Genomic DNA, 26206 nt, shown 5'->3' with positions numbered 1-26206 from the left:
CTTATTTTCCCTCCCAAATTTGAGGAGTTTGTATATGGAAATCTGTCGCTTGCTCATATGCATGAGCTACACGATAAATTGTTGACTCATCAAAATAATTTCCGATAATTTGTAATCCTAGCGGCATTCCCTCTTCGAATCCACATGGAATGGAGATCGCTGGTACACCTGCTAAGTTAATCGGAATCGTTAAAATATCGTTTGCATACATTGTTAATGGATCTTCTACAATTTCCCCAATTTTAAATGCTGGTGTCGGTGCAGTAGGTCCAATAATTACATCATAATCAGCTAACACTTTATCATAATCTTCTTTGATCAATGTACGAACTTGTTGTGCTTTTTTATAATAAGCATCGTAAGTTCCAGCACTTAACGAATACGTCCCAAGCATAATACGACGTTTTACTTCGTCTCCAAATCCTTGTGCACGTGTTTCTTTATAGAGATCCATTAAATTTTCTACGTTTTCTGCACGGAAACCATAACGAATTCCATCGAAACGTGAAAGATTAGAAGACGCTTCAGAAGAAGAAAGGATATAATATGTCGCTAAAGCATATTTAGAATGTGGCAATGAAACCTCTTCCCAAGTTGCGCCAAGTGATTCTAATACTTTCAATGCTTCCATAACAGACGCACGAGCTGCTTCGCCAACTCCTTCTCCTAAATATTCTTTAGGAACAGCGATACGTAAACCTTTAATATCACCAGTTAAAGCAGCTGCAAAGTTTGGTACTTCTACATCCGCTGAAGTAGAGTCTAGTGGATCTACTCCTGAAATTGCTTCCAATAGTAAAGCATTGTCCTCTACATTACGTGTAATCGGACCAATTTGGTCTAAAGAAGAAGCAAATGCAACTAGTCCAGAACGAGATACTCGTCCATATGTAGGCTTCATCCCAACGACACCACAATAAGCAGCTGGTTGACGGATAGAACCACCAGTATCAGAACCTAGTGAAAATGGTACTTCTCCTGCAGCTACTGCCGCTGCGGATGCACCCGAAGAACCTCCTGGTACTCTATCTAAAGACCATGGGTTTTTCGTTGTTTTATATGCCGAGTTTTCATTGGAAGAACCCATTGCAAATTCATCCATGTTTAACTTTCCAATTGTAACCATTCCTGCTTCGCGTAACTTCTTCACAACAGTAGCATCATAAATTGGGTTGAACCCTTTAAGTATTTTACTAGCACAAGTTGTTTCTAATCCTTCTGTAACGATATTGTCCTTCACTCCGATTGGTAAACCAAATAAAGGTCCACGTTCTTCAAAAGGTACTTGATCTAATTTTGCAGCTGTTGCTGTTGCTTGTTCTTTGTTTAATGCTAAGAAAGCTTCTACATCGCCATCTAGTTTTTCTACACGTTCAAAAGCTTCTTTTGTCAAATCTGCAATCGAAACTTCTTTGCTATGTACAAGTTCTTGTAGTTCTTTCGCAGAACGTTCAAATAACGTCATTAGTTTCCCTCCTTACAAGGATTAATCCATAATAGCTGGTACTTTTACTTGACCTGCTTCTTGTTCTTTTACATTTAACATCATTGTCTCACGGTCGAGTCCTTTAGATGCTACGTCTTCACGTAGTACATTTACTAAAGGTAGTACATGTGTCGTTGGTTCTACATTTGTCGTGTCCAACTCTTTTAATTGCTCAGCAAATTCTGTAATTGCACCTAGTTGAAGCGCAAACTTTTCCGCTTCTTCTTCCGTAATTGCAAGACGTGCTAGATGTGCAACATGCTTCACTTCTTCTTTTGATAATTCCGCCATTTTTCACACCTCCGAATTCAATAACCATAGGCAATATCATACCATTTTTCACTCTGGTTGAACAGAGTGACACAGTTTATAATTTATTGTGCGTAAATATGGACAAATGGTTCCTCTTCCCCAGGTTTCTTAATGAGTAATGCTTCTGTCCCATTCAATGAGTTTACTTGAACTTCAACATTCATCGAAGAATTAAAATGGTTTTTCACTAGTCCTGCAAGATGTTGTGTAAAACCAATCACCTCAGAAGTGCCATAAAACTGAATAGGAATGGTAATCGTCCATTTTTGCAGTTGCTTGTCTTTAAAATAACCAGTTCCGATTACTCCTGTATAATTTGAAAAATACGTTTCTACATCTTGTTTAAAGTTGCGGAAAATCGTATCTAAATCACGATACTTTTCTTCCGATTCTGCCGTAGGAAATAGAATATATTCTTCATCGATTGGTTTCCAATCCGAAACGTTTTTTCCAGCAGGAGCCGTACTGTAAGTAAAATAGGTGCCAGGGACAACCGCATTTCTACTATTTTGTTTAAAAAGGCCTACAACAATTGGTATATCGGCTAATCCATCCATTTGGCGCATACGATTCACTACTTCTTCTGCAATCCTCTTCCCATTTTCTTCGATCTGCGCTTGGGTTAACTTTTCTTCATAAGTTGCCCCGTACGCTTCTTTTTGATAATAATAAATCGAATTTAAGGCAAGTCCTACAGATATTCCTGCAAGCTTCACTGTATTCTCTTCTTTTATCAAATAGTTTTGCTCTACAATATGAGTGATGTAAACGGGAGCATTTTTTGCTTTCTCTTCTCCAGTAAGCCCTTCATCACTTGGATTTAAACCACCCTTTGTTTTACTGCTTCTATCTAGCCAGTCTTTTAAAGTGTTCACGCTTAAATACTGCCCCTCTTGGAATAAATATTTATCGGGAGAGAATTCATTTTGCGAAATGCGAAGAAGTCCTGTTTCTACTTCTTTCACATCGTATTTTGTTGCCATATTCGAGACAACAAATCCTCTACTAGCGCTTTCTTCATAAGGCAAAATAGTGCGGTAGTATGTTTCATCCAATTGCAAACTTGGAATAACTACTGTTTTCGTAGCTTCCTCTTCCGTATTTTGAATAACCTCGGTTTGAGTATTCGGAGAAGGAGTACATCCAGAAACGATTAGCAATATCACTAGGATCGTTATGCCTATTATTTTTTTGTTCATGTTTTGAACTCCTTTTAATCCGCTAAATGATCTAATAGTTTTTGTTCATCCCAAACTTCAATGCCAAGACTTGTCGCTTTTTCAAGCTTAGATCCTGCCTCTTCGCCCGCAATGACCAAATCTGTTTTTTTACTTACACTACCTGCGACCTTGCCACCAAGTGCTTCAATTTTTTCTTTTGCCTCTGGACGAGTCAACTGCAACAGTTTTCCAGTGAGTACAATTGTTTTGTTCGCAAATGGACTATCTTCTAGTAAGGACATATCTACAATTTTACCAGTATATCGGAGTGCTAATCCCGCTTCCTTTAGTCTTACCATTAGCTGTTGCACTTCTTCTTGCTCGAAATAAGTAACAAGTGAATCCGCCATCTTATCACCGATTTCAAAGATTGCGGTTAACTCTTCTCTTGTAGCATTCATCAGTGTATCGAAATGATGGAATGTTTCTGCTAGTATCTTCGCAGCTTTTTCTCCAATATGACGAATACCAAGTCCAAATAATACTCGTTCCATCGAATTCGTTTTAGATGCTTCGATTGCTGCTACTAAGTTTGTTGCCGATTTTTGTCCCATTCTTTCTAATTGAACTAAATCTTCTATCGTCAATTTATATAAATCAGAAACGTCCCGAATGAGCTGTTCTCTAAATAACTGCTCCACCACTTTTTCACCAAGACCTTCTATGTTCATCGCGTTGCGAGATGCAAAATGGTAAATACCTTCTTGAATTTGCGCAGGGCATTGTGGGTTCACACAGCGTAATGCTACTTCCTCTTCAATTCTTATAAGATCGCTATCACAAACTGGGCAATGCGTCGGCATTTCATATGGGATTTCAGTACCGTTTCTTTCTTCCAAAATGACGGATACTACTTCAGGGATTATATCTCCCGCTTTTCGAATGATGACGCGGTCACCGATACGGATATCTTTTTCACGAATTAGGTCTTCATTATGAAGCGTAGCCCGTTGAACCGTTGATCCTGCAACGACTGCTGGCTCTAGGATGGCAGTAGGTGTTACGACTCCAGTTCGACCAACCGTTAAGTCGACGTCAATAATCGTTGTGACAACTTCTTCTGCAGGAAATTTATAGGCAATAGCAAAGCGCGGGCTTTTTGCTGTAAATCCTAATTCCTCTTGTTGTGCGTATTCATTTACTTTTATAACGATACCATCGATTTCATAAGGTAGGTCATTTCTTTTTGCAGTCCATTCCTCGACAAATACAAGCACTTCCTCGATAGAAGCACATTCTTTTGTTTCTTTATTCGTTGGCAGGCCTTGTGCTTTCATAAATTTCAGTGCCTCAGAATGTTGTTCAATATTCTGTTCTTCACCATCCCCACCCATGCCATATACGAACATGGATAGATTTCTACTTGCGGCCATTTTAGGGTCTAGCTGGCGGAGTGATCCAGCTGCAGCATTTCGTGGATTGGCTAGAAGTTCTTCCCCACGCATCTTCCGTTCTTCATTTAGCTTCACAAAAGAAGGCTTTGGCATATATGCCTCCCCTCTTGCTTCGAGCGTAACATTATCTTTTAAACGAAGTGGAATGGAACGAATTGTTTTTATATTACTTGTAATATCTTCTCCAGTTGTGCCGTCTCCACGTGTTGCGCCCCTTACTAAACGTCCCTCTTCATAAAGAAGCGAAACCGCAAGTCCGTCAATTTTCAGTTCACATACGTACGTAGGAGTTTCATCGATAATGCCTTGTATACGTCGATCAAAATCACGTAAATCTGCTTCGTTAAATGCATTGGAAAGACTAAGCATTGGGTTAGTATGCGTAACTTTTTTAAATCCTTCACTAACAACTGCTCCTACACGTTGGGTTGGCGAGTCCGGTAATATTAAATTCGGATTTTGTTCTTCTAATGCGATTAATTCGTTCAAATATTGATCATACACAGCATCTGGAACAATTGGATCGTCTAATACGTAATAGGCATATCCATAATCGTATAAAAGCTTGTGAAGCTCTTTTACTCTTTCTTCTAATTTATCCATGGGGCTTTCCTCCACTAAGTGAATTATCCTTTTTCGATTGGTGCAAATTTTGCTAGTAAGCGTTTGATACCTGTTGGACTTGGGAATGCGATATCTAGTTCTGTATCTTCACCATTTCCTCGAACGCTAACAACCATACCTTCGCCCCACTTTTTATGCACCGCTTTATCTCCTACTTGCCAGCCCATCTTGTCTCCGCCGGATTGTTTATAGGCTGGGCGAACAACAACAGACTTTTTAGCTTGCGGGATTTCCTTGGAAGTAGGTGAGGAACTTCTTTTACTTCCACTTCGTCCTCCAACGACTTCTATAATATCATCGGAAATTTCAGCTATGAAACGGGAAGGACTGTTAAAACTGCCTCGTCCAAAAATAGTACGAGACTGCGCACAAGTAATAAACAATCGTTCCTCCGCTCGAGTGACACCCACATACATTAAACGGCGTTCTTCTTCCATTTCGTCGTCATCCCCAATAGAACGTGAGTGAGGGAAGATATTTTCTTCCACACCAATGATAAATACGACAGGAAACTCAAGCCCTTTAGCGGCATGCATCGTCATTAAAATAATATTACCTTGTGACGTATCTTCCTCTTCATCAAGCTTGTCGATATCTGATATAAGTGCTAAATCAGTTAAAAATGCCACTAATGATTTATCGTCACTTTTTTCTTCAAAAGCCTTCGTTACTGATAAAAACTCTTCAATATTTTCTAAACGACTTTCCGCTTCAATCGTTTTTTCGTTTTTTAACATTGTTTTATAACCAGTTTTTTCTAGCACTTGCTCGACAATTTCTGTTACCGATAAAAACTCTTGCATTTGTGTAAAGTTTTGAATTAGTCCATGAAACCCAACAACTGAGTTTACTGCTCTTGCTGGTAACCCCATAAAGTCAACTTCATGTAATGCATCCAGAATTGAACGATCTTGTTCCAAGGCATACATAGCCATACGTTCAAAAGAGGTTGCTCCAATGTTACGTTTTGGCTCATTAATAATACGAGCAAGTGATAAATCATCATCGTTATTAGCAATTAAACGAAGGTAGGCCAGTAAGTCTTTAATCTCTTTACGATCATAGAACTTTGTTCCGCCGACAATTGTATAGGCCATATTGGATTTTACAAGTACTTCCTCCATCACTCGAGATTGGGCATTGGTGCGATATAACACAGCAAAATCATCGAGCGTGCGGTTTTCATTTTCCATCATTTCTTGAATCGATTGCACGACGAACTGCGCTTCTTGTTGTTCATTAAAAGCACGAAATAGCTGAATTTTTTCCCCTTCACTATTTTCCGTTCGCAATACTTTCGGGTATCTACTCGTGTTATTACCAATGACGTCATTTGCAGCTTGTAAGATGCGCTGAGAAGAACGATAATTTTGCTCGAGCATAATCGTTGTAGCATTCGGATAGTCTTTTTCGAACGATAAAATGTTTTGAATATCCGCTCCGCGCCAACGATAGATGGATTGATCCGAGTCACCAACGACACAAATATTTTTGAATTTATGTGCAAGCATCTGCACTAATTCATACTGGGATTTATTGGTATCCTGATACTCATCGACATGAATGTATTGGAATTTGTTTTGGTAGAACTCTAACACTTCAGGTACTCGTTTAAATAGTGTTACAGTTGTCATGATCAAATCATCAAAATCGAGGGATTGGTTCTTTCTTAAACGCTTTTCATATCCTGTATAAACTTCTGCTACCGTTTTTTCAAATGGATTCATCTCGTTCATCTGTGCTTTAAACGTATCCGCATCTATACAAATATTTTTTGCACTACTAATCGCATTTAACATCGAACGTGGATCATACTTTTTCGGGTCAATATTTTGTTCTTTTAAAATATTTTTTATAACCGTTAACTGATCAGTCGTATCTAGAATAGAGAAGTTTTTTGAATACCCAATACGATCTATATCTCTTCTTAATATTCGAACACACATCGAGTGAAAAGTGGATACCCACATACGCTCACCTGTTCCAGCTCCTAAAATACCATCGATCCTTTCACKCATTTCACGAGCTGCCTTATTCGTAAATGTGATGGCAAGTATTTTCGAAGGGTATACTTCTTTTTCCACGATCAAATACGCAATTCGATGGGTTAATACTCTTGTTTTTCCGGATCCTGCTCCCGCCATAATAAGTAGAGGACCTTCTGTTGTCTTAACGGCTTTTTCCTGCTCTTTATTCATGCCGTTTAGTAGGTTTTTTCCTATGAGTTCCATCATGCACTTCCTTTCGAGAACATTTGTTCCTATTATATAATTCATCTCATTTATATTCAACTACTGCTTAATAGCTTGTACTGTTTTTAGTGCTTCTGCAAGATTTTCATAAACTTGATTGCCAACGATAATTGTGTCTGCATATGCGGCCATCTCACGTGCTTGGCTAGCGTTTTTTATACCCCCACCATAATAAAGTCTCGTATTTTGAAGACCTGCCTTTACCTTTTTGACGACTTCCACATCGCCGTACATACCGCTGTATTCCATATAAAAAATAGGGAATTTAAACAAATGCTCGACCATTTGTGCATAGGCGATAATATCTTCCTCTGTTTCTGGTTGTTTAGCATTCGTTAACTTGGCAGCTTTACAATCGGGATTTAAAATACAATACCCTTCCGGAATAATTTCATCCCAATTCATCACTTCTCCAAATTCCTTTGTAGCTATGTGGTGTAAATCCTTCACCCATTTTGTCTCTTGGCTATTTAAGACACTTGGAATAAAATAAAAATCAAAGCCAGGAGTAATCGATTCTATTGTCGATACTTCTAAAGCAACAGGAACAGCATATCTTCTAATGCGCATTAACAGATCAATCACATTATCGAGTGTTACCCCGTCCGAACCTCCAATTATAATAGCATCGGTTCCAGATTCACAAACCTTTTCTAAAGCATCTGCATCTATTTCCTTTGCCGGGTCCAATTTAAATATATGGCGCCATTCTTTATAATCCATTTCTTCACCTACATTAAGTTAGTTAAGCACTCTTCATTATAACAAAAAAACTGAACAGAGGCTTCTGTTCAGTGGTTAGTTATAGTTAGTTTAAGATTATTCTTTTGACTGTTGCACCGACAACTCTTCTGGATATAGTCGTCCAAGAATTTCATCATAATAATCATTACCGTAATCATACGCACGTCTTACACGTGAAATAGTCGCTGTACTTGCTCCAGTTTCCTTTTTAATCGTTTCGTATGTTTTTTTCAAACGAAGTAAATGCGCAACCTCGAAACGCTGAGCAAGTGATTGAATTTCACTTATTGTACATAAATCATCAAAAAATTTATAACACTCTTCTATATTGTTTAGCTCTAGAACGGCTTTAAATAATTGCTCCGTTTGATGTCCTTTTATTTTTTCAATTTGCATATTGTATCATTCCCCTCCTTGTCGCATCTTATCAAGGTAAATAGTTTACCATATTTTCTAGTCCCGGATTGGTTGGCACAAAACTAATCCATGATTTACCTGGCACTAATTTGGCTGGAACACCATTTTCCATTGGTATAAGAATACCATCTATGTTTTCCCATTCGATTATTTTCATAGTCCCTGCTTGAAAAAGATACGCTTTTCCACCAGCAGTCAAAGTTAACTGCCTGCGCCCTGCATTATCAATCGTTTTATGCGGTATTTCCATGAATATTACATTTGCAATCTCTACGGGTTTTGTTGATTCCTTATCGATTGTTATATCTCCGCCAGTTTTACGTTCATATAAACCACTTTCCGGAATATATGTATATTGATTTTGAAAACTTGCTCCTGATCCATACTGGATGCTTATAGTAGATACTGGATTTCCAATTTTCGCTCCTTCTGCCGAATCATAAAATGAAAGGGAAGGAATTTTATGGATTTCCATCGATGCTCCAACTTTTTCTGCCCCAGCAAATATATTTTCTTTGGAAATATACGAGTTATGAGGTGCTTTACGCTCTTTGGATCGCTTAAAAAGTATACCATCATATTGCATACCATTAATATTATCTACAACTCTCGCATTTAACATTTTTTGTGCATCTGGACTATAGCCATGCGCAATGTAAAAAGCATCTAGCCCTTTTGCAACTTCTACAAAATAATCACGAGCACTTCTAACTGGTCCAACTACATCAGGCATGTCACTCTGATAAAGTGCTAGAAATCTCGTCACATTTCCTTCTGCTAACATCTCGTAAATAATATCCGCCTGTGCAATCCCTGACTGCGGCCTTGCAAGCGGATGATTATTCATCGTAACAATGATTGGCCTCTGTGTTTGTTCTACTTCTGAACGAATGCCGGTAAAAGGCGCAACATAAGGGAGAACAACAGGTTCTTCTATTACTTCTTCTTCTACATCCTCTACAATTTCTTCTACTAGTCCTACTTCTTCTGCTACTTCTTTTTCATCGGAACAAGCAACAAGAAATAAACCAAGTAGGCTTATAATCCCCCATTTTTTAAACATCTAAAATCCTCCTACCGCATGACAGCTGGAAATAAAACTTGTTTTTTCATGACATCGAAGATTCCTCTTTGTGTAACTCGAACATAAGGTAAATGCGTAGCTTGCAAGAATAGTAATGTGTAAATGGCATCCCCGTGCTTAAAGCCTCTAGCCGCCAATTCTTTCTTTAAACACAATTCCTCTTCTATTAACGCTTCCATCGGCTTATCCGACAGTATCCCACCTATAGGTAGCTTAAGCGTACAAACAATTTCTTCGTTTTCAACGATGACTATTCCGCCATTCATTTTTTTCATTTCATTGAATGCTTGGAGCATGCTCTTTTTATTTTTCCCGATTAATATAATATCCCCTGTACTTGAATAGGAAGAAGCAAATCCTTTTAAATTCGACGCAAAACCTTTAATAAGGGTTGAAACTTTCCACTTACCACTACGATCTATTAGCAATAGAAAACTTTCATCATGTTCAGTTGAAAGTTCGTTATCTGTCGTATCGACAGCAATAGAATAAGGCTTCGTAATAACATCATTCACCATTTCAATTCCAAATGGCATCGAAAATTGAAAATCATCATCGGACAAATCAAATTCTAAATTTAAATCCGGTATACTCGACCAATCAGTTGGTGCTAATGAATGAACTCTTTCACCGCTACGCTTTAACCAAACCCCTTTGGATAAAACACTTGTTGGAACCGGATTTAACTCATCTTCCAAGAAATTGAGCGTAGCAAATCTTCCCGTTGCAATGACTCCATGTAAATTAGATAAATTATAGTACTTCGCTACATTGAATGACGCCATCAAATAAGCATCTATCGGATTGACTCCCGCCTTCAAGGCAACTTGGATACACTTATCCATTACCCCATCTGTATGAAAGGAAGGAGTAGCTCCATCTGTCGTCATCATAAGATGATCAAAAATTTGTAAGTCTTTCTCAAGTATCCCTTTTAGTAATATTGGCAAGTCGGGTCGAATCGATGAATGACGAAGCGTCACCGCATACCCATGCAAAATTCTTCTTTCCACTTCTTCGATAGTCATCGCTTCGTGATCCCCATCCGCTCCTAATAAACGCATACGCGCTAACGTGCGTTCGGAAGCCCCAGGAAAATGACCTTCAATTTTCATCCCGTTTGTTTTTGCTTGCTGCATCCAATAGAGCATTTGATCATCGCCAGAAAGTAGTCTAGGCCATCCCGTTAACTCCCCGCCCATAATAACATCTGGACGCGCAATCCATTCTCCAACCGTTTTCGGTGTAAATAATTCCTCTTCATTCTCAAGCTCTGTTTGCGAATCAAAACGAGCCCACCAATAGAAAGAAAAAGGAAGTTCACTTAGTTCATTCATTATTGAAAACGCTTTCTTATTTTCAAGCATCAAAAACATGACTAAATTATCTGCTATAAATGTCGTTGTTCCTAATTGAGCGGCATAGTCAGCAAATGTTTGCGGGTTGTATAGTTGGAATGGATGCACATGGGGTTCAATATAACCTGGTACAATCTTTTGACCAGCAGCGTCATACACTTCTGTTTCTTTAGAAACGAACGGCATTTCTGAACCAGTATAAACAATTCGATCTTTCACAATCCAAATATTGCCGGTAATCCATTTTTTTAAATGGCTATGTAAAAATGTTGCATTAGTTATCAGTATATCAGGAGCTTGTTTTCCATTCACTACTTCTATTTGATGCCTTATTTCTTCTATTTTCCAAATTGGATATTGCATATCATCCATTCTCCTTTCTATAAGATTACTCTTACAAATAATAGTAGCATAGTACTTTAGTAAAGCAAAGTGTTGAATTATTATTTTTTGTAAATTTATTACCTAAGCATACCTAGTAAGGTACGTCCACTTTAATCTGTCCCTTTACGGATGAGCCTCATAGCAGCTCACCAAATTCAAATATTATACAGTTTCACAAAATATAAATTCACAAAATGGCTAAGGGCAACAAGAAGGTCTGGAAAAGCAATTAAATCTATTCGGAGAGCAATCAAATTCCTCCTCAAAGCAACCAACTAATCGCTGAAAGCACCTATTTTTGAAAAACAAGGTTTACATGCATTATGAAACAAAATCGCCTGTCTTTGATCCTATTTAGTAAATGGAAATGAAAAATGGAATAACGCACATAATAGGGATAATGTGTCGTAGAGAGTGGAATGAAGTGTCCGCTGTGATTTTCGCTGCAGGTATCAGAACTTTCAATTGATCATGTCTCTTAGGCAATATTGTTTAAATAGAATTAGAAAATGCTGTCTCATGACAAGAGAAGGATTGCTAGGAAATAGTTCGCCTTATTGCATCATTTATTGGAATTTCGCCGTATATTCATCGTCGTCTCACTCCGAGTATACTTGCTAAATTAAGAATTGGTTGCCTTTATCCGCCATTTAGTTGCCCTCGTGCTGATTTGGTTGCTTTCCGATTAGAATTGATTGCTCTCCACTTAGCACTGGTTGCCATCCATCATCAATTGATTGTCCTTAGCCATTTACTRGATGATATAACTTGATAGTGTACCTACTAAAAAAATATTTTCCACTGCATTACTACTATCCATTTTTAAAGCAATCCGCTAATTTGCTAACAAATCTTGTGGATTTTCGCTGCAGGGCGGCGACTCCAACGGGATTAAGTGAGCATGATGAGACTTCACAACGTACGCGCAAGCGGCGGTGAAGGCTCATCGCTCACCCCGTGGAAAGCGTCCGCCCTGAAGCGGAAATCCTAGCGGTAACTTTATTGAATGTCTAAGACGCATTATCCCTATAATATGTAAAAAACATAGTCGTTTCACATCAAGTAAACTTGCTATTTTAAGAATTGGTTTCTTTCATCGGTATTTTGGTTGCCCTCGTGCTGATTTGATTGCTTTCTGAATAGAACTGGTTGCTTTCAGTGACCGATTGGTTGCCCTAAGCCATTTACTGTATTTTTCCTGACTATGTGTGACGTACTTTCTCCACCTCACGTATAAAAAAGGATGTCTCCAATATCGGAGACATCCTCTTTACATTATTGAAATGTTCTCCAGCCAATATCTGTTCGGAAGAATAAACCGTTCCATTCCACTTGGGACAAGCCGTCGTACACTTTTTGTTGCGATTCTTTCAGTGTTGATTCGCTTGCGGCTACTAAAATAACACGACCGCCGTTAGCAATGTAATCTTCCCCATCAGCTTTTGTACCTGCGTGGAAAACGTAAAGGCCAGCTTCTTCTAAAATAGAAAGGTCAGGAAGTTTAGCACCTTTTTTCACGTTCGCCGGATAGCCTTCCGATGCGATAACAACACCTAACATTTCTGCATCCGACCATTGTAATTCAAATGGTTGTCCGTCCATAAGTGCCATCATAAATGCACCAAAATCACTTGTCATTCGAGGTAGAACTACTTGTGTTTCGGGATCTCCGAAACGAGCATTGAACTCGATTACTTTAGGTCCTTCATTCGTAATAATGAGACCTGCATATAAAATACCTGTAAACGGTGTTCCTTCTGCTTCCATCGCTTTTACTGTTGGCACAACAATTGTATCGTAAGCTAGCTCTACTACATTTTGTGCAATTTGAGGAACTGGTGAATATGCCCCCATTCCCCCAGTATTCGGTCCTTTATCTCCGTCATATGCACGTTTATGATCTTGCGCAATAACCATCGGATAAATTTGTCCGTCATGCACAAATGACATGTAGGAAATTTCTTCCCCTTCTAGAAACTCTTCAATGACTACACTAGAAGAAGATTCGCCAAATAATTGATTGCCAATCATATCTTCAACTGCTATGTTCGCTTCTTCCACGGTCATGGCAACGACGACACCTTTACCCGCAGCGAGTCCGTCTGCTTTCACAACAATTGGAGCACCAAGTTTTTCAATATATGCTTTAGCTTTGTCTACTTCTGTAAATGTTTCATAGGCTGCAGTTGGAATATGATACTTTTTCATAAGCTCTTTAGCGAATGATTTACTTCCTTCGATTTGTGCCGCTGTTTTCGTAGGTCCAAAAGCACGAAGACCACGTTCAGTGAAATAATCAACAATGCCACCTACAAGCGGTTGCTCAGGACCAACAAAGGTAAGATCAATCGCATTCTCTTTTGCAAATTGTGCTAGATCTTCAAATGCCATTACATCAATTGGCACGATTACCGCATCGTTTTTCATCCCTGCATTACCAGGTGCTACAAATACTTTATCGACAGAAGGAGAATGATTGAATTGCTTTGCAATGGCATGCTCACGACCGCCACTTCCAATAACAAGAATCTTCATATTCGATGCGCCTCCCTTAATGTTTGAAATGACGTACGCCTGTGAATACCATTGCAATTCCGTATTCATTTGCTTTATCAATAGAATCTTGGTCTTTGACAGATCCACCAGTTTGAATAATTGCTGTAATACCAGCTTTAGCAGCAGTTTCTACGGTATCATTCATTGGGAAAAAAGCATCTGATGCAAGTCCTGCTCCTTTTGCACGTTCTCCCGCTTGTTCTAGTGCAATTTTCGCGGATCCTACACGGTTCATTTGTCCAGCACCAACACCAATTGTCATATCTTCCGTAGCTACCACAATTGCGTTAGATTTTACGTGCTTTACAACACTCCAACCAAGCTCTAATGCTTTCCATTCTTCTGCAGTTGGTTCACGGTCTGTTACTACTTTTACGTCTGCATCTTTCAATCCGAAAGTATCTGGTGACTGAACTAAAAGTCCACCTTCTACAGAAACTGTGTTCCAATCATCTTTTTTCGTTTGTTCAAATGCAATCGTTAGTAAACGAATATTTTTCTTCGCTGTTAACTTGGCAATTGCCTCTTCTGAAAATGAAGGTGCAATAATTATTTCTAAGAAAATACCTGCCAATACTTTTGCAGTCTCTGCATCTACTTCACGGTTTAAAGCTACAATCCCACCAAAAATAGAAGTAGAGTCCGCTTCATATGCTTTGTTAAAAGCAGCTGAAATTGTTTCCCCCGTTCCAACACCACAAGGATTCATATGTTTTACTGCAACAGCTGCAGGAAGTTCAAATTCTTTCACGATCTGAATAGCAGCATTGGCATCTTGAATATTGTTATAAGAAAGTTCTTTACCATGCAATTGTTTGGCAGAAGCAACTGAAAAATCTGATCCAAGTGGACGTTTGTAAAATGCTGCTTTTTGGTGTGGGTTTTCCCCGTAACGTAATGATTGTTTACGCTCATATGTAAGCGTCAACAGTTCAGGGAATTCTTCGCCTGTTAAATCTGTCATATAGCTAGCAATTAATGCGTCATATGCAGCTGTGTGGCGGAATACTTTTGCAGCTAACTTGCGACGTGTTTCAAGTGTCGTTTCGCCAGTTTCTTTTAATTGTCCTAATACTTCTGCGTAGTCCGATGCATCTGTTACGACTGTTACGTATTGATGGTTTTTAGCTGCCGAACGTAGCATCGATGGTCCGCCAATATCGATATTTTCAATTGCATCTTCAAATGCTACGTCTCGTTTGGAAATCGTTTCGCGGAAAGGATATAAATTGACACATACTACATTAATAGGGGTAATATGATGTTCTTGTAATTGCGCTTGGTGAGAAGGATCATCCTGTTTCGCTAATAATCCACCGTGAATCATTGGGTTCAATGTTTTTACTCGACCATCCAAAATTTCTGGAAAGTTTGTTACTTGGTCTACTGATGTGATCGCCACTCCATTTTGTTCTAAAAATGCTTTTGTCCCACCAGTTGATAAAATTTCATACCCAAGGCGTTCCAGCTCTTTTGCAAATTCGAGAATTCCTGATTTATCTGAAACACTAAGTAAAGCACGTTTTGACACGTTAATTCCTCCTCTAATTTAAGGTAGAAAAGCCGGTAAAAGCTTACCGGCTCCATAACTCTTGTAATGTTTTTGTATATAGTTCATGCTCTACCGCATGTATACGTTCTTCCGTTTGTTCCCTATTGCCATCCACCACTTCAACAGCTGCTTGTGCTAAAATCGGACCAGTATCCATTCCAGCATCTACATAGTGAACGGTTACCCCTGTTACTTTCACCCCATGTGCCATCGCTTGTCCGATAGCATCTTTTCCTGGAAACGATGGAAGTAAAGAAGGATGAATATTAATAATCCGGCTTGGATACGCATCGAGTAAAACATTCCCGATTAAACGCATATATCCTGCGAGAACAATCCACTCTACTTCTAGCTCGGTTAGCTTCTGTAAAACCTCTTGTTCAAACGCTTCTTTCGAAGGAAAGCTAGAAGGTTTAATGGCAAGTGTTTCAATCCCTGCAATACGCGCACGTTCTACTACAAACGCTTCTGGCTTATCTGTTACAACAAGTGCAACGGTGCCAGATAAATGACCGGCTTCAATTGCATCATGAATAGCTTGAAAATTACTGCCACTACCCGATGCAAATACTGCAAATTTCGGTTTTCCAGCCATTACACTAAACTCCCGTCATGCGTTCCGTTGAATAAAACACCTTCACCTTTCACTACACGACCGATTGTATATGCTTTTTCCCCATGAGCTTCTGCAATAGTAATTGCTTTTTCTGCTTCTTCTGCAGATAACGCAATAACAAAACCAATTCCCATATTAAACACATTATATAAATCACGATCCGTAAGCTCGCCTTTATCTTTCAATAGGTTGAAAACAGGGAGTACTTCCCATGAACCTAAGTCCACTTCAACTGCTAAACCTTCTGGCATCATACGTGGTAAGTTTTCATAGAACCCGCCACCTGTAACGTGAGCCATTCCATGAATAGCAAGTTCATTATGCATTTCCATCACAGGCTTCGCGTAAATTTTTGTAGGTGTTAGAAGAGCCTTGCCTATTTCTCCAAGTCCTTCATAACCAGCAACTACTGTTTCAGCAGAATAACCCTGCTCTTCAAATACTATTTTACGTACAAGTGAATAACCATTCGAATGCACTCCACTAGAAGCAATACCAACTAGTACGTCGCCTTCTGCAATTTTTTCACCTGTTACAATTTTCGATTTTTCACAGGCACCTACTGCAAACCCCGCTAGATCATATTCATCTTCTTCATATAGACCTGGCATTTCAGCAGTTTCCCCGCCGATTAATGCGGCTCCAGATTGAACACAACCATCTGCCACACCTTTGACGATTTGTTCAATACGCTCAGGAACTGCTTTTCCAACTGCAACATAATCAAGGAAAAATAAAGGCTCTGCACCTTGTGCCACGATATCATTTACACACATTGCCACACAATCTACACCAATCGTATCGTGTGAATCTGTCATGAACGCAAGCTTTAACTTCGTACCAACGCCATCCGTTCCCGATATAAGTACCGGTTCTTTATAATTCAATGAAGACAAGTCGAACATTCCACCGAACCCACCAAAAGTACCCATGATACCTTTTCTAGCCGTACGTTCGACATGTGATTTCATTCGCTGAACTGCTTCATAGCCGGCTTCAATATTAACACCCGCTTTTTCATATGCTTTTGACATGTATAATCCTCCTATCGAACAAGCTCTTTTTCATGTGGTAATTTCGTATTTGGTTTAATTGGAGTCGGATACTCACCAGTAAAGCAAGCTAAGCAGTGACCACAGTTTTTTCCTTCGTCTGTTCGACCAATTGCTTCCACCATACCTTCTACCGATAAAAAGGAAAGCGAGTCCGCACCAATTAGTTCGCGCATTTCTTCCACGCTATTATTAGAAGCGATTAGTTCTGAATCTGTACTAATGTCTATCCCATAAAAACAAGGGCTTTTTAATGGCGGAGAACTAATCACAACATGTACTTCTGCCGCTCCAGCGTCTTTTAACATTTTCACAATTCGTTTGGAAGTAGTTCCACGTACGATAGAATCGTCCACCATGACTACACGTTTCCCCGCTACAACTTGACGTACGGGTGAAAGTTTCATCTTCACACCACGCTCGCGTAGATCTTGTGATGGCTGGATGAATGTACGTCCTACATAACGGTTTTTAATAAGACCCATCTCATATGGAATTCCAGAAGCTTCTGAAAATCCAATAGCTGCTGATATACTAGAATCTGGCACCCCAGTAATAATATCTGCATCTACTTGAATTTCTTTTGCCAGTTGTTTCCCGAGACGTTTTCTGGCCATGTGTATATTAATACCATCTATATTCGAGTCTGGTCGAGAGAAATAGACGTACTCCATTGTACAAATCGCTCGCTCTGCAGGCACTGAAAAACGTTCTGAACGTATTCCTTCATCATTAATAATAAGTAGTTCGCCAGGTTCGACTGAACGAATAGCTTCTGCACCGATCAAATCAAATGCACTTGTTTCCGAAGCTACCACCCAAGCATCGTCTAGCTTTCCTAATGAAAGTGGGCGCATGCCATGTGGATCCTGAGCTACTAATAATTTATCTTCTGTTAAAATAACGACTGCAAATGCACCATCTAATAATCGAAGCGCTTCTTTCGCACGTTCCACTACTGAGTTATGGTGACTCTTTTTCAACAGATGGGCAATTACTTCTGTATCAGAAGTCGTTTGAAAAATACTACCTTGCTGCTCTAAATTCCGTTTTAAACGACCTGCGTTGACGATGTTTCCATTATGTGCGATTGCAAGACTACCAGTTGTAGAATTAAACAGAAGTGGTTGAACGTTTTCAAGACCAGATCCACCTGCAGTTGCATAACGAACATGTGCAACTGCAGCTTTACCTTCTAGTTTTTCAAGCTTTCCATTACTGAAAACATCATTTACTAAACCTTCGCCTTTGACAGCTCGTAAAGTTTTCCCGTCTGTTACGACAATTCCAGCGCCTTCTTGTCCTCGATGTTGAAGCGCGTGCAAACCATAATAACTAATTGGTGCAGGGTCAGGATGTCCCCAAATTCCGAAAACACCACATTCTTCGTTTAAGCCTCTGATTTCAGCAAGCATGGTATTGCCCCTTTCCAAGCGGAACGGAATTCGTCAACAGAACCGCTAATCCATTCAGTTCCGTCTTCGTTAGATATAATTACTTCATTTGAATCTGTTACAGCACCAATTTTAACTGCGTCATTTACGATTTCTTCAAATTTAGCTGCATTTTCTTCTTTAACAGTTACAAGGAAACGGGATTGAGATTCGCTAAACAATGCTGTTGTAGCAGAACCATTTATCGTTACTTCCACACCAAGACCATTTGCACCGAAAGCTTTTTCTGCTAACGCAACTGCAAATCCACCTTCTGCAATATCATGCGCAGATTGTACAAGGCCCGCTTGGATTGCTGAAAGTAGCGCTTTTTGACGTGCTGCTTCTACTTCTAAATCAATGGAAGGTGCTTGTCCAAAAATACGTTTTTCTACTAATTTTTGAAGCTCTGACCCACCGAATTCTGTTTTCGTTTCACCGATTACATATACGATATCCCCAGCTTGCTTTACGTCCTGTGTTGTTACATGTGCTAAATCTTCTACAAGGCCAACTAAACCAATTGTTGGTGTTGGGTAAACTGCTGTTCCGCTACGCTCGTTATATAAGGAAACGTTACCGCCGATAACTGGTGAGTCTAATGCGATACATGCCTCTGAAATACCGTCAGCAGATTTTTCTAACTGCCAGAAAATTTCTGGGTTTTCTGGATTACCAAAGTTTAAGCAGTCTGTAATTGCAAGTGGTTTGGCACCAGAACATACAACGTTACGTGCAGCTTCCGCAACAGCAATTTTTCCGCCTACTACTGGATCTAAATAGATGTATCTTGAATTACAATCCGTTGTCATTGCTAATCCTTTATTCGTACCACGAACACGTACTACAGCAGCATCAGAACCTGGTGTTACTACCGTACTTGTACGTACTTGATAGTCATATTGATCATAAACCCATTCTTTAGAAGCAATTGTCGGTTGTTGTAATAAGTTAAGAAGTGTTTCTTTATAATCCGAAACGGCTGGCTCCACATTTTCCATCGCTTGGTATTCTGTAAAGTAAGCAGGTACAGATGATGGCTTGTAGTATACAGGTGCTTCTTCTGCTAATGCATCTGCAGGAACTTCTGCAACCACTTCTCCGTTATGAACTAGACGAAGCATTTTATCATTCGTTACTTTACCTACCGCTACACAATCTAAACCGTACTTATCAAAGATTTTCACGATTTCTTCTTCGCGACCTTTTTTCACAACGATTAACATACGTTCTTGTGATTCAGAAAGCATCATTTCGTATGCAGTCATACCCGTTTCACGTTGTGGAATGTAATCTAAGTTCAATTCCACACCATGACCAGCTTTAGAAGCCATTTCAGCCGATGAGGAAGTTAAACCTGCTGCTCCCATATCTTGAATACCAATTAGTGCATCTGATTTCACGACTTCTAAACAAGCTTCTAGTAAAAGTTTCTCCATAAATGGATCGCCAACTTGAACTGCTGGACGTTTTTCTTCTGAAGCTTCTGTTAATTCTTCTGATGCGAATGTCGCTCCATGGATACCATCACGACCAGTTTTTGCTCCAGCATACATGACTGTATTGCCTTCACCAGCTGCAATCCCTTTTTGAATATCTTCATGATTAATCAAACCTACGCACATTGCGTTAACTAGTGGATTTCCTTCATAGCAATTGTCAAACTGAATTTCTCCACCAACCGTTGGAATACCGATACAGTTACCGTAACCAGCAATCCCCGCAACTACTTCTTCAAATAAATATTTCACACGTGGTGTTTTTAACTCACCAAAACGTAAAGAGTTTAGCATCGCAATTGGACGAGCTCCCATTGAAAATACGTCACGGATAATACCACCAACACCAGTTGCCGCTCCTTGATAAGGCTCGATAGCAGATGGATGATTATGTGATTCCATTTTAAAAACAACTGCTTGACCATCGCCAATATCAACAATTCCAGCACCTTCACCTGGACCTTGAAGTACTTGCGGACCTTTTGTAGGGAATTTACGTAATACAGGTTTCGAATTTTTATATGAGCAGTGTTCCGACCACATAACAGAAAAAAGGCCAGTTTCTGTATAGTTTGGAAGACGTCCTAAAATCTTTTCTGCCATTTCAAATTCTTCGTCTGACATACCCATTTGTGTATATATTTTTTGTTCTTTAATTTGCTCCGGATTTGGTTCAAGCATGATTGACATGAGATTCCCTCCACTGTTTCACTATTGATTTGAATAATGCTAGTCCATCTGATCCACCCATAATGTCGTTAGCAGCACGCTCTGGGTGAGGCATCATCCCTAGTACGTTTCCTTTTTCATTCACAATACCTGCGATGTCTTCGATACTACCGTTTGGATTATCAGAAGCATATGTGAAAACGATTTGGTTATTTTCTTTTAAACGAGTAAGTGTTTCTTCATCGCAGTAATAGTTTCCTTCACCGTGCGCGATTGGAATTTGAATTACTTGGTCTTTTGCATACTCACTTGTAAATTGCGTTTCATTATTTTCTACTTTAAGACCAACTGTACGACACATGAATTTAAGGTTTTTATTACGAAGTAGTGCTCCCGGTAGAAGACCCGCTTCTGTTAATACTTGGAATCCGTTACATACGCCTAAAACTGGTTTACCTGCTTCTGCTGCTTTTACCACTTCTGTCATAACATTTGAGAAACGAGAGATCGCTCCGCAACGTAAGTAGTCCCCATAAGAGAACCCACCTGGTAATAAAACACCATCGAATCCGCTTAGATCTGTTTCATCATGCCAAACGTACTCTACTTCTTCCCCAAGCTCGTCTTTAATCGCATGATACATATCTAAATCACAGTTCGATCCTGGAAAAACGATAACTGCGAACTTCATTTGCCAGCTACCTCCTCAACTTCATAACGGTAGTCTTCGATAACTGTGTTTGTCAGTAATTTTTCACACATTTCTTTTACGATTGCATCTAAATCACGATCTGACTCTTCGATTTGAAGCTCTAAAAATTTGCCGATACGAACATCTGAAACTTCCTTATAGTTCATGGAGTGAAGAGCACCCATAACTGCTGAACCTTGTGGATCTAAAACACTTTCACGTAATGTTACATATACTTTAACTTTTTTCATTTGAATAATCCTCCTAGTCGGGAAAGTATAATTTCATAAACATCTGTTAAACTACCTAAATTGCGTCTAAATACATCTTTATCAAGCTTGTTATTTGTTTCGTCATCCCATAATCTACAAGTATCTGGAGAGATTTCGTCTGCAAGTAGTATTTCACCATTTGCAGTCTTTCCAAATTCTAGTTTCATATCGATTAGTGTTACACCGATTTCTTTAAAAATCGGCTGTAACACTTTGTTAATCTCCAGTGCTTTTGTTTCGATCGTCTCTATTTCTTCTGGTGTTGCAAGTTCTAGCAACGTAAGATGTGCATCTGTAAGTAACGGATCTCCTAAAGCATCGTCCTTGTAGTAAAGTTCTACTATCGGATGACTTAGAGTAGTACCTTCTGCGAATCCTAGTCTTTTTGCTAAACTCCCCGCAGCTACATTACGAACAACTACCTCTAAAGGAATGATCTCTACTTTTCTTACGAGTTGTTCATTTTCTGAAATTTGCTCGATAAAATGGGAGTCAATTCCGTGCTTTTTTAATTGGTTGAAAAGAATGGTTGTGATTTTATTATTCAAATTTCCTTTACCAACAATTTCTTCTTTTTTCTCTCCATTAAAAGCTGTAGCACTATCCTTATAAGATACAAAAAGGATATTTTCATCTGCTGTTGCAAATAATTGTTTTGCTTTACCTTCGTATAATAGACGACCTTTTTCCACTGTTAATTCCCCCGGTTAATTTAGTCCTAAACGCTCAAAAATCATGTCCACATGCTGAATGTGATAATTATAATCAAAGCAATCATCCAGCTCTTCTGTTGAAAGTAATGAAGTGATCTTTTCATCCGCATCTACAAATGTGCGGAAAGCTGTTTGCGATTCCCAAGCTTTCATGGCAAGTGGCTGCACTGTATCATACGCTTCTTCACGAGCCAAACCTTTGTCGATTAAAGCTAGAAGCACTCTTTGGGAATAAATTAATCCTAATGTGGAATCCATATTTCGTTTCATGTTTTCTGGGAATACTGTTAAGTTTTTCACGATATTACTGAAGCGATTTAACATATAGTTCAATGCGATTGTTGCATCTGGTAAAATCACTCTTTCCGCAGAAGAGTGGGAGATATCTCTTTCATGCCATAAGGCTACATTTTCGTATGCAGTCGTCATATAGCCACGCATTAATCTAGCAAGTCCTGTCATGTTCTCAGAACCGATTGGATTACGCTTATGAGGCATTGCGGAAGAACCTTTTTGACCTTTTGCAAAAAACTCTTCCACTTCACGTGTTTCTGATTTTTGTAGTCCGCGAATTTCCGTTGCAAACTTTTCAATGGAAGTTGCGATTAACGCTAATGTACTCATATATTGTGCGTGACGATCGCGCTGCAATGTTTGAGTAGAAATTGGTGATGCTGCAAGCCCTAAGTTTTCACAAACATATTTCTCTACAAATGGATCAATGTTCGCATATGTTCCAACTGCACCAGACATTTTCCCAGTTTCAATCACTTTTGCCGCAGCTTCAAAACGTTCTAAGTTACGTTTCATCTCTTCTGTCCAAAGTGCAAGTTTTAATCCGAAAGTTGTTGGTTCTGCATGCACACCATGTGTACGCCCCATCATTACGGTATATTTATGTTCTTTTGCTTTATTTTCTAAGATTTCGATAAAGTTTAGAATGTCCTTACGAATAATGACATTCGCTTGTTTGATCAAATACGAAAGAGCTGTATCCACTACGTCAGTAGATGTCAATCCGTAATGAACCCATTTCCGTTCTTCCCCTAAGGTTTCCGAAACTGCACGGGTAAACGCTACTACGTCATGTCTTGTTTCTTGCTCGATTTCTAAAATACGGTCCACATTGAATGATGCATTTTTTCGAAGTGCCACAACATCTTCTTTTGGAATATCGCCAATTTCAGCCCATGCTTCACATGCTAATATTTCTACTTCTAGCCAAGCATTGTATTTGTTTTCTTCTGTCCAAATTGCACCCATCTCCGGGCGAGTATAGCGTTCGATCATTCAAGTTCCTCCTGATTAAGACCAAATTTTAGATTGTTCAATTTCTTCTATAGTTTGTTCCATATTAGACGAAAGAATCGTAACATGTCCCATTTTGCGGTTCGTTTTTGCTTCGCTTTTTCCATAAAGGTGTACGGACCAATTTGGATACTTACTTACAGAGTTTGTTAGTGCTATTACATGCTGTCCAAGAATATTTACCATCACTGTATTCGTCCAAAGTTTTGGCTCCCGTAATGGCCAACCACAAACCGCTCGAATATGTTGATGAAATTGTGAAATATTACAAGCTTCTATGGAATAGTGTCCCGAGTTATGAGGTCTTGGAGCCAATTCATTAATGAGAATTTCATCTTCCTCTAAAACGAACATTTCCACTGCAAGCGTACCAACAAGATTCAGATGATTAGCGATTTTATTTGCAGCTTCAATTGCTTTGTCAGTAAGTGTTGCATCAATACGAGCCGGTACAATTGTTTCATGCAAAATATGATTCACATGAATATTTTCCCCGATTGGTAAGCAATAGGTCTGTCCTTCACCGTTTCGTTGAACAATGACTGAAACTTCTTTCGTAAATGGAACAAATGCCTCCGCAATACAAGCAGAGTGTTCAAATAGCGATTTTGCAAGTAGCAGTTCCTCTTTTGATTGAATTGTTTGTTGTCCTTTGCCATCGTATCCACCGCGTGCAGTTTTTACGACACAAGGAAATCCTACTACATCAATTCGTTGTTCCAGCTCTTCAAAAGTACTTGCTTCGACAAATTTCGCAATAGGTACGCCAGCGGCCTGAAGCTCCATTTTTTCTAGTATGCGATCTTGCGTAACTTTTACAAGTTCCGCACCTTGAGGAACGTATGCAATTTGTGACAATCGTTTTAAGCCTTCATAATCGATATTTTCAAATTCATACGTAATTACGTCACTAACTTCGGCTAGTTCTTCTAATGCCGCTTCATCATCATATGGGGCAACAATGCGAATGTCTGCGACTTGACCACAAGGTGAATCCATTGTCGGCTCAAGTACTGCTATTTTATAACCCGCTTCTTTTGCAGCTAATGCCATCATACGACCGAGTTGTCCACCACCGATAATGCCAATTGTTTGTCCCGGATAAATTACTTTTGTCATTGTAGTTCACCGTTGCTTTCCAATACTTTGTTTTTTGTTTCTTCTCTTCGTTTTTCTAGGCGTTCTGCTATTTCTGTATCTTGTATGGAAAGAATTTGAGCAGCAAGTAATCCTGCATTCGTAGCTCCTGCTTTTCCAATAGCTACAGTTGCAACCGGAACACCACCTGGCATTTGCACAATCGATAATAACGAATCTAATCCATTCAGTGCTTTAGATTGTACAGGAACACCGATAACAGGTAGCGTAGTCTTTGCAGCAACCATTCCTGGTAAATGTGCAGCTCCCCCAGCTCCTGCAATAATTACTTGAAGACCGCGTGTTCGTGCTTGCTCCGCATATTCAAACATTAAATCCGGCGTGCGATGTGCAGATACTACTTGTTTTTCATACGGTATATTTAGTTCATCAAGGATTTCACAGCTATGCTTCATTGTTTCCCAATCACTAGAACTACCCATAATTACACCAATTTTTGCGCTCATTATATTCGTCCCTTCATAAACAAAAAATTCCCCAAATAAACTACTCTCTACGGAAGAAAAGCAGTTTACTTGAGGAACTTAATTGCTTAGTTTGTGTCATTAATAACATACGTGAACACATCCTTTTAGCATAATCCAAAAGTTGCTTTCCCTCATAGTCCTGTCATTTACGGTGACATGGTAGAGACGCTAAAGCCAATTCCTTAGCATATATGGGGATTTATTTGTCTGTTGCTACTCACATTTTAACAAGATTGATGTGTCACGTCAACACAAAAATGCGAACGATTTATTTTAATTAAAATTAATTGTTCGGTTTTTGACATTATTTTTATATATTTTTCTCTTTTATACCTTTTAACATGATTAATTGTTTAACTGGAACGGGTTGGCCATTCACCTCTGCAAAAATCGGTTCTTCTTTTCTTCCTGCGACTTGAAAGCCTTGTTGTTCCATTCTTTCTATACAGGCTGTAATGCTTTCTTTCTCTTCTACTTCAAACCATTTCGTTTCTTTTTTCATATGCTACATGTAGATGACTTTAATTGCTCTTTATTTTGCATAGCCATCCATCCTCCTATTGTCATTGTCCTTTTATGATACTTCTTTTATCTATATATTTCGAGAAAAATGTCGTTTTATGAATAATTCTAAAAATAAAATCTGTCTAGGCTTTTCTAATGTGTGAATCCAGTAAATGGATTAGAGCAACCAATCGGTCATTTAAAGCAACTGGTTCTAGTCTGAAAGCAACCAAATCAGTATGAGAGCAATCAAATTGCAGGGGAAAGCAACTAATTCTTAAAATAGCTCTTTACTTGGATTGAGACGACAAATACTGAAGCGCATTATCCCTATGCCGCGTACAAAAAAAGTCATATATTATATCACTTGAAAAATTTTCTATATATCTAAAATTCACGGTTTCTAAAACATAAAAAAGTCGTTACCGATTACTCTTACTC

Annotated in this window: 22 protein-coding genes and 1 riboswitch; all 22 genes read right to left on the bottom strand. The window is 39.0% G+C overall.

All coding sequences use genetic code 11. The features are described 5' to 3' along the window. Position 1 precedes the first annotated feature (1 nt). Positions 2–1465: an Asp-tRNA(Asn)/Glu-tRNA(Gln) amidotransferase subunit GatA gene (gatA, locus tag AC1DFT_RS17655; protein ID WP_478160434.1), complete on the bottom strand. Its 1464-nt coding sequence runs from the start codon at positions 1463–1465 to the stop codon at positions 2–4. A 21-nt stretch (positions 1466–1486) separates the two neighbouring features. After that, positions 1487–1777 (bottom strand): Asp-tRNA(Asn)/Glu-tRNA(Gln) amidotransferase subunit GatC, encoded by a 291-nt coding sequence (gatC, locus tag AC1DFT_RS17650; RefSeq protein ID WP_478160432.1) that lies wholly within the window; start codon positions 1775–1777, stop codon positions 1487–1489. A gap of 83 nt (positions 1778–1860) precedes the next feature. Then, positions 1861–2997, bottom strand: a complete 1137-nt coding sequence (locus AC1DFT_RS17645) for a CamS family sex pheromone protein (RefSeq protein ID WP_478160430.1) — start codon at positions 2995–2997, stop codon at positions 1861–1863. 14 nt (positions 2998–3011) lie between these two features. Then, complete coding sequence (ligA, locus tag AC1DFT_RS17640) at positions 3012–5015, bottom strand: NAD-dependent DNA ligase LigA (protein ID WP_478160428.1); 2004 nt, start codon at positions 5013–5015, stop codon at positions 3012–3014. Between the two features lie 23 nt (positions 5016–5038). Further along, on the bottom strand, positions 5039–7267 hold the full coding sequence (pcrA, locus tag AC1DFT_RS17635; protein ID WP_478160426.1) for a DNA helicase PcrA: 2229 nt from the start codon (positions 7265–7267) through the stop codon (positions 5039–5041). A 60-nt stretch (positions 7268–7327) separates the two neighbouring features. After that, positions 7328–8011: a heptaprenylglyceryl phosphate synthase gene (gene pcrB / locus AC1DFT_RS17630; RefSeq protein ID WP_478160424.1), complete on the bottom strand. Its 684-nt coding sequence runs from the start codon at positions 8009–8011 to the stop codon at positions 7328–7330. Positions 8012–8107: 96 nt separating this feature from the next. Then, positions 8108–8428: a YerC/YecD family TrpR-related protein gene (locus AC1DFT_RS17625; protein WP_142607086.1), complete on the bottom strand. Its 321-nt coding sequence runs from the start codon at positions 8426–8428 to the stop codon at positions 8108–8110. A 31-nt stretch (positions 8429–8459) separates the two neighbouring features. Continuing rightward, positions 8460–9512, bottom strand: coding sequence for a DUF3048 domain-containing protein (locus AC1DFT_RS17620; protein WP_478160421.1), 1053 nt, complete (start codon positions 9510–9512; stop codon positions 8460–8462). Positions 9513–9523: 11 nt separating this feature from the next. Next, on the bottom strand, positions 9524–11254 hold the full coding sequence (locus AC1DFT_RS17615; RefSeq protein WP_478160419.1) for an adenine deaminase C-terminal domain-containing protein: 1731 nt from the start codon (positions 11252–11254) through the stop codon (positions 9524–9526). Positions 11255–12550: 1296 nt separating this feature from the next. Then, positions 12551–13810 (bottom strand): phosphoribosylamine--glycine ligase, encoded by a 1260-nt coding sequence (gene purD / locus AC1DFT_RS17610; RefSeq protein ID WP_478160417.1) that lies wholly within the window; start codon positions 13808–13810, stop codon positions 12551–12553. A gap of 16 nt (positions 13811–13826) precedes the next feature. Next, positions 13827–15362, bottom strand: coding sequence for a bifunctional phosphoribosylaminoimidazolecarboxamide formyltransferase/IMP cyclohydrolase (purH, locus tag AC1DFT_RS17605; RefSeq protein WP_478160415.1), 1536 nt, complete (start codon positions 15360–15362; stop codon positions 13827–13829). A gap of 43 nt (positions 15363–15405) precedes the next feature. Beyond that, entirely contained in the window at positions 15406–15978 is a 573-nt protein-coding gene (purN, locus tag AC1DFT_RS17600; RefSeq protein WP_478160413.1) for a phosphoribosylglycinamide formyltransferase, read from the bottom strand. Next, positions 15978–17033: a phosphoribosylformylglycinamidine cyclo-ligase gene (gene purM / locus AC1DFT_RS17595; RefSeq protein ID WP_478160411.1), complete on the bottom strand. Its 1056-nt coding sequence runs from the start codon at positions 17031–17033 to the stop codon at positions 15978–15980. Before purM ends, purN begins: the two co-directional genes overlap by 1 nt. Before the next feature lie 11 nt (positions 17034–17044). Beyond that, complete coding sequence (purF, locus tag AC1DFT_RS17590; protein WP_478160410.1) at positions 17045–18466, bottom strand: amidophosphoribosyltransferase; 1422 nt, start codon at positions 18464–18466, stop codon at positions 17045–17047. Then, positions 18442–20673, bottom strand: coding sequence for a phosphoribosylformylglycinamidine synthase subunit PurL (purL, locus tag AC1DFT_RS17585; protein WP_478160409.1), 2232 nt, complete (start codon positions 20671–20673; stop codon positions 18442–18444). Before purL ends, purF begins: the two co-directional genes overlap by 25 nt. Continuing rightward, positions 20657–21343: a phosphoribosylformylglycinamidine synthase subunit PurQ gene (purQ, locus tag AC1DFT_RS17580; protein ID WP_478160408.1), complete on the bottom strand. Its 687-nt coding sequence runs from the start codon at positions 21341–21343 to the stop codon at positions 20657–20659. Before purQ ends, purL begins: the two co-directional genes overlap by 17 nt. Continuing rightward, the gene (gene purS, locus AC1DFT_RS17575; protein WP_402826924.1) at positions 21340–21594 is read right to left on the bottom strand and encodes a phosphoribosylformylglycinamidine synthase subunit PurS; all 255 of its coding nucleotides are present in this window, start codon (positions 21592–21594) and stop codon (positions 21340–21342) included. Before purS ends, purQ begins: the two co-directional genes overlap by 4 nt. After that, positions 21591–22307, bottom strand: coding sequence for a phosphoribosylaminoimidazolesuccinocarboxamide synthase (gene purC / locus AC1DFT_RS17570; protein WP_478160407.1), 717 nt, complete (start codon positions 22305–22307; stop codon positions 21591–21593). Before purC ends, purS begins: the two co-directional genes overlap by 4 nt. 15 nt (positions 22308–22322) lie before the next feature. Beyond that, positions 22323–23618 carry an adenylosuccinate lyase gene (gene purB, locus AC1DFT_RS17565; RefSeq protein ID WP_478160406.1) on the bottom strand — a complete coding sequence of 432 codons (1296 nt, stop codon included), beginning with the start codon at positions 23616–23618 and terminating at the stop codon, positions 22323–22325. 15 nt (positions 23619–23633) lie between these two features. After that, complete coding sequence (purK, locus tag AC1DFT_RS17560; protein ID WP_478160405.1) at positions 23634–24755, bottom strand: 5-(carboxyamino)imidazole ribonucleotide synthase; 1122 nt, start codon at positions 24753–24755, stop codon at positions 23634–23636. Continuing rightward, the gene (purE, locus tag AC1DFT_RS17555) at positions 24752–25240 is read right to left on the bottom strand and encodes a 5-(carboxyamino)imidazole ribonucleotide mutase (RefSeq protein WP_478160403.1); all 489 of its coding nucleotides are present in this window, start codon (positions 25238–25240) and stop codon (positions 24752–24754) included. Before purE ends, purK begins: the two co-directional genes overlap by 4 nt. 135 nt (positions 25241–25375) lie before the next feature. Beyond that, a riboswitch (purine riboswitch) is annotated at positions 25376–25476 on the bottom strand. Positions 25477–25571: 95 nt separating this feature from the next. After that, on the bottom strand, positions 25572–25763 hold the full coding sequence (locus AC1DFT_RS17550; RefSeq protein ID WP_478160401.1) for an NETI motif-containing protein: 192 nt from the start codon (positions 25761–25763) through the stop codon (positions 25572–25574). Between the last annotated feature and the right edge of the window lie 443 nt (positions 25764–26206).

The sequence above is a fragment of the Psychrobacillus sp. 05T411 genome (assembly GCF_056396485.1).
Note: the sequence above shows the minus strand (reverse complement) of the source record. Positions and strands in the feature narration are given on the sequence as shown.

Excerpts from the sequence above, each read along its gene's own strand:
- gatA (WP_478160434.1), bottom strand. The coding sequence starts at position 1,465 with ATGACGTTATTTGAACGTTCTGCGAAAGAACTACAAGAACTTGTACAT.
- gatC (WP_478160432.1), bottom strand. The coding sequence starts at position 1,777 with ATGGCGGAATTATCAAAAGAAGAAGTGAAGCATGTTGCACATCTAGCA.
- AC1DFT_RS17645 (WP_478160430.1), bottom strand. The coding sequence starts at position 2,997 with ATGAACAAAAAAATAATAGGCATAACGATCCTAGTGATATTGCTAATC.
- ligA (WP_478160428.1), bottom strand. The coding sequence starts at position 5,015 with ATGGATAAATTAGAAGAAAGAGTAAAAGAGCTTCACAAGCTTTTATAC.
- pcrB (WP_478160424.1), bottom strand. The coding sequence starts at position 8,011 with ATGGATTATAAAGAATGGCGCCATATATTTAAATTGGACCCGGCAAAG.
- AC1DFT_RS17625 (WP_142607086.1), bottom strand. The coding sequence starts at position 8,428 with ATGCAAATTGAAAAAATAAAAGGACATCAAACGGAGCAATTATTTAAA.
- AC1DFT_RS17620 (WP_478160421.1), bottom strand. The coding sequence starts at position 9,512 with ATGTTTAAAAAATGGGGGATTATAAGCCTACTTGGTTTATTTCTTGTT.
- AC1DFT_RS17615 (WP_478160419.1), bottom strand. The coding sequence starts at position 11,254 with ATGCAATATCCAATTTGGAAAATAGAAGAAATAAGGCATCAAATAGAA.
- purD (WP_478160417.1), bottom strand. The coding sequence starts at position 13,810 with ATGAAGATTCTTGTTATTGGAAGTGGCGGTCGTGAGCATGCCATTGCA.
- purN (WP_478160413.1), bottom strand. The coding sequence starts at position 15,978 with ATGGCTGGAAAACCGAAATTTGCAGTATTTGCATCGGGTAGTGGCAGT.
- purM (WP_478160411.1), bottom strand. The coding sequence starts at position 17,033 with ATGTCAAAAGCATATGAAAAAGCGGGTGTTAATATTGAAGCCGGCTAT.
- purF (WP_478160410.1), bottom strand. The coding sequence starts at position 18,466 with ATGCTTGCTGAAATCAGAGGCTTAAACGAAGAATGTGGTGTTTTCGGA.
- purL (WP_478160409.1), bottom strand. The coding sequence starts at position 20,673 with ATGTCAATCATGCTTGAACCAAATCCGGAGCAAATTAAAGAACAAAAA.
- purQ (WP_478160408.1), bottom strand. The coding sequence starts at position 21,343 with ATGAAGTTCGCAGTTATCGTTTTTCCAGGATCGAACTGTGATTTAGAT.
- purS (WP_402826924.1), bottom strand. The coding sequence starts at position 21,594 with ATGAAAAAAGTTAAAGTATATGTAACATTACGTGAAAGTGTTTTAGAT.
- purB (WP_478160406.1), bottom strand. The coding sequence starts at position 23,618 with ATGATCGAACGCTATACTCGCCCGGAGATGGGTGCAATTTGGACAGAA.
- purK (WP_478160405.1), bottom strand. The coding sequence starts at position 24,755 with ATGACAAAAGTAATTTATCCGGGACAAACAATTGGCATTATCGGTGGT.
- purE (WP_478160403.1), bottom strand. The coding sequence starts at position 25,240 with ATGAGCGCAAAAATTGGTGTAATTATGGGTAGTTCTAGTGATTGGGAA.
- AC1DFT_RS17550 (WP_478160401.1), bottom strand. The coding sequence starts at position 25,763 with ATGAAAAAAGAAACGAAATGGTTTGAAGTAGAAGAGAAAGAAAGCATT.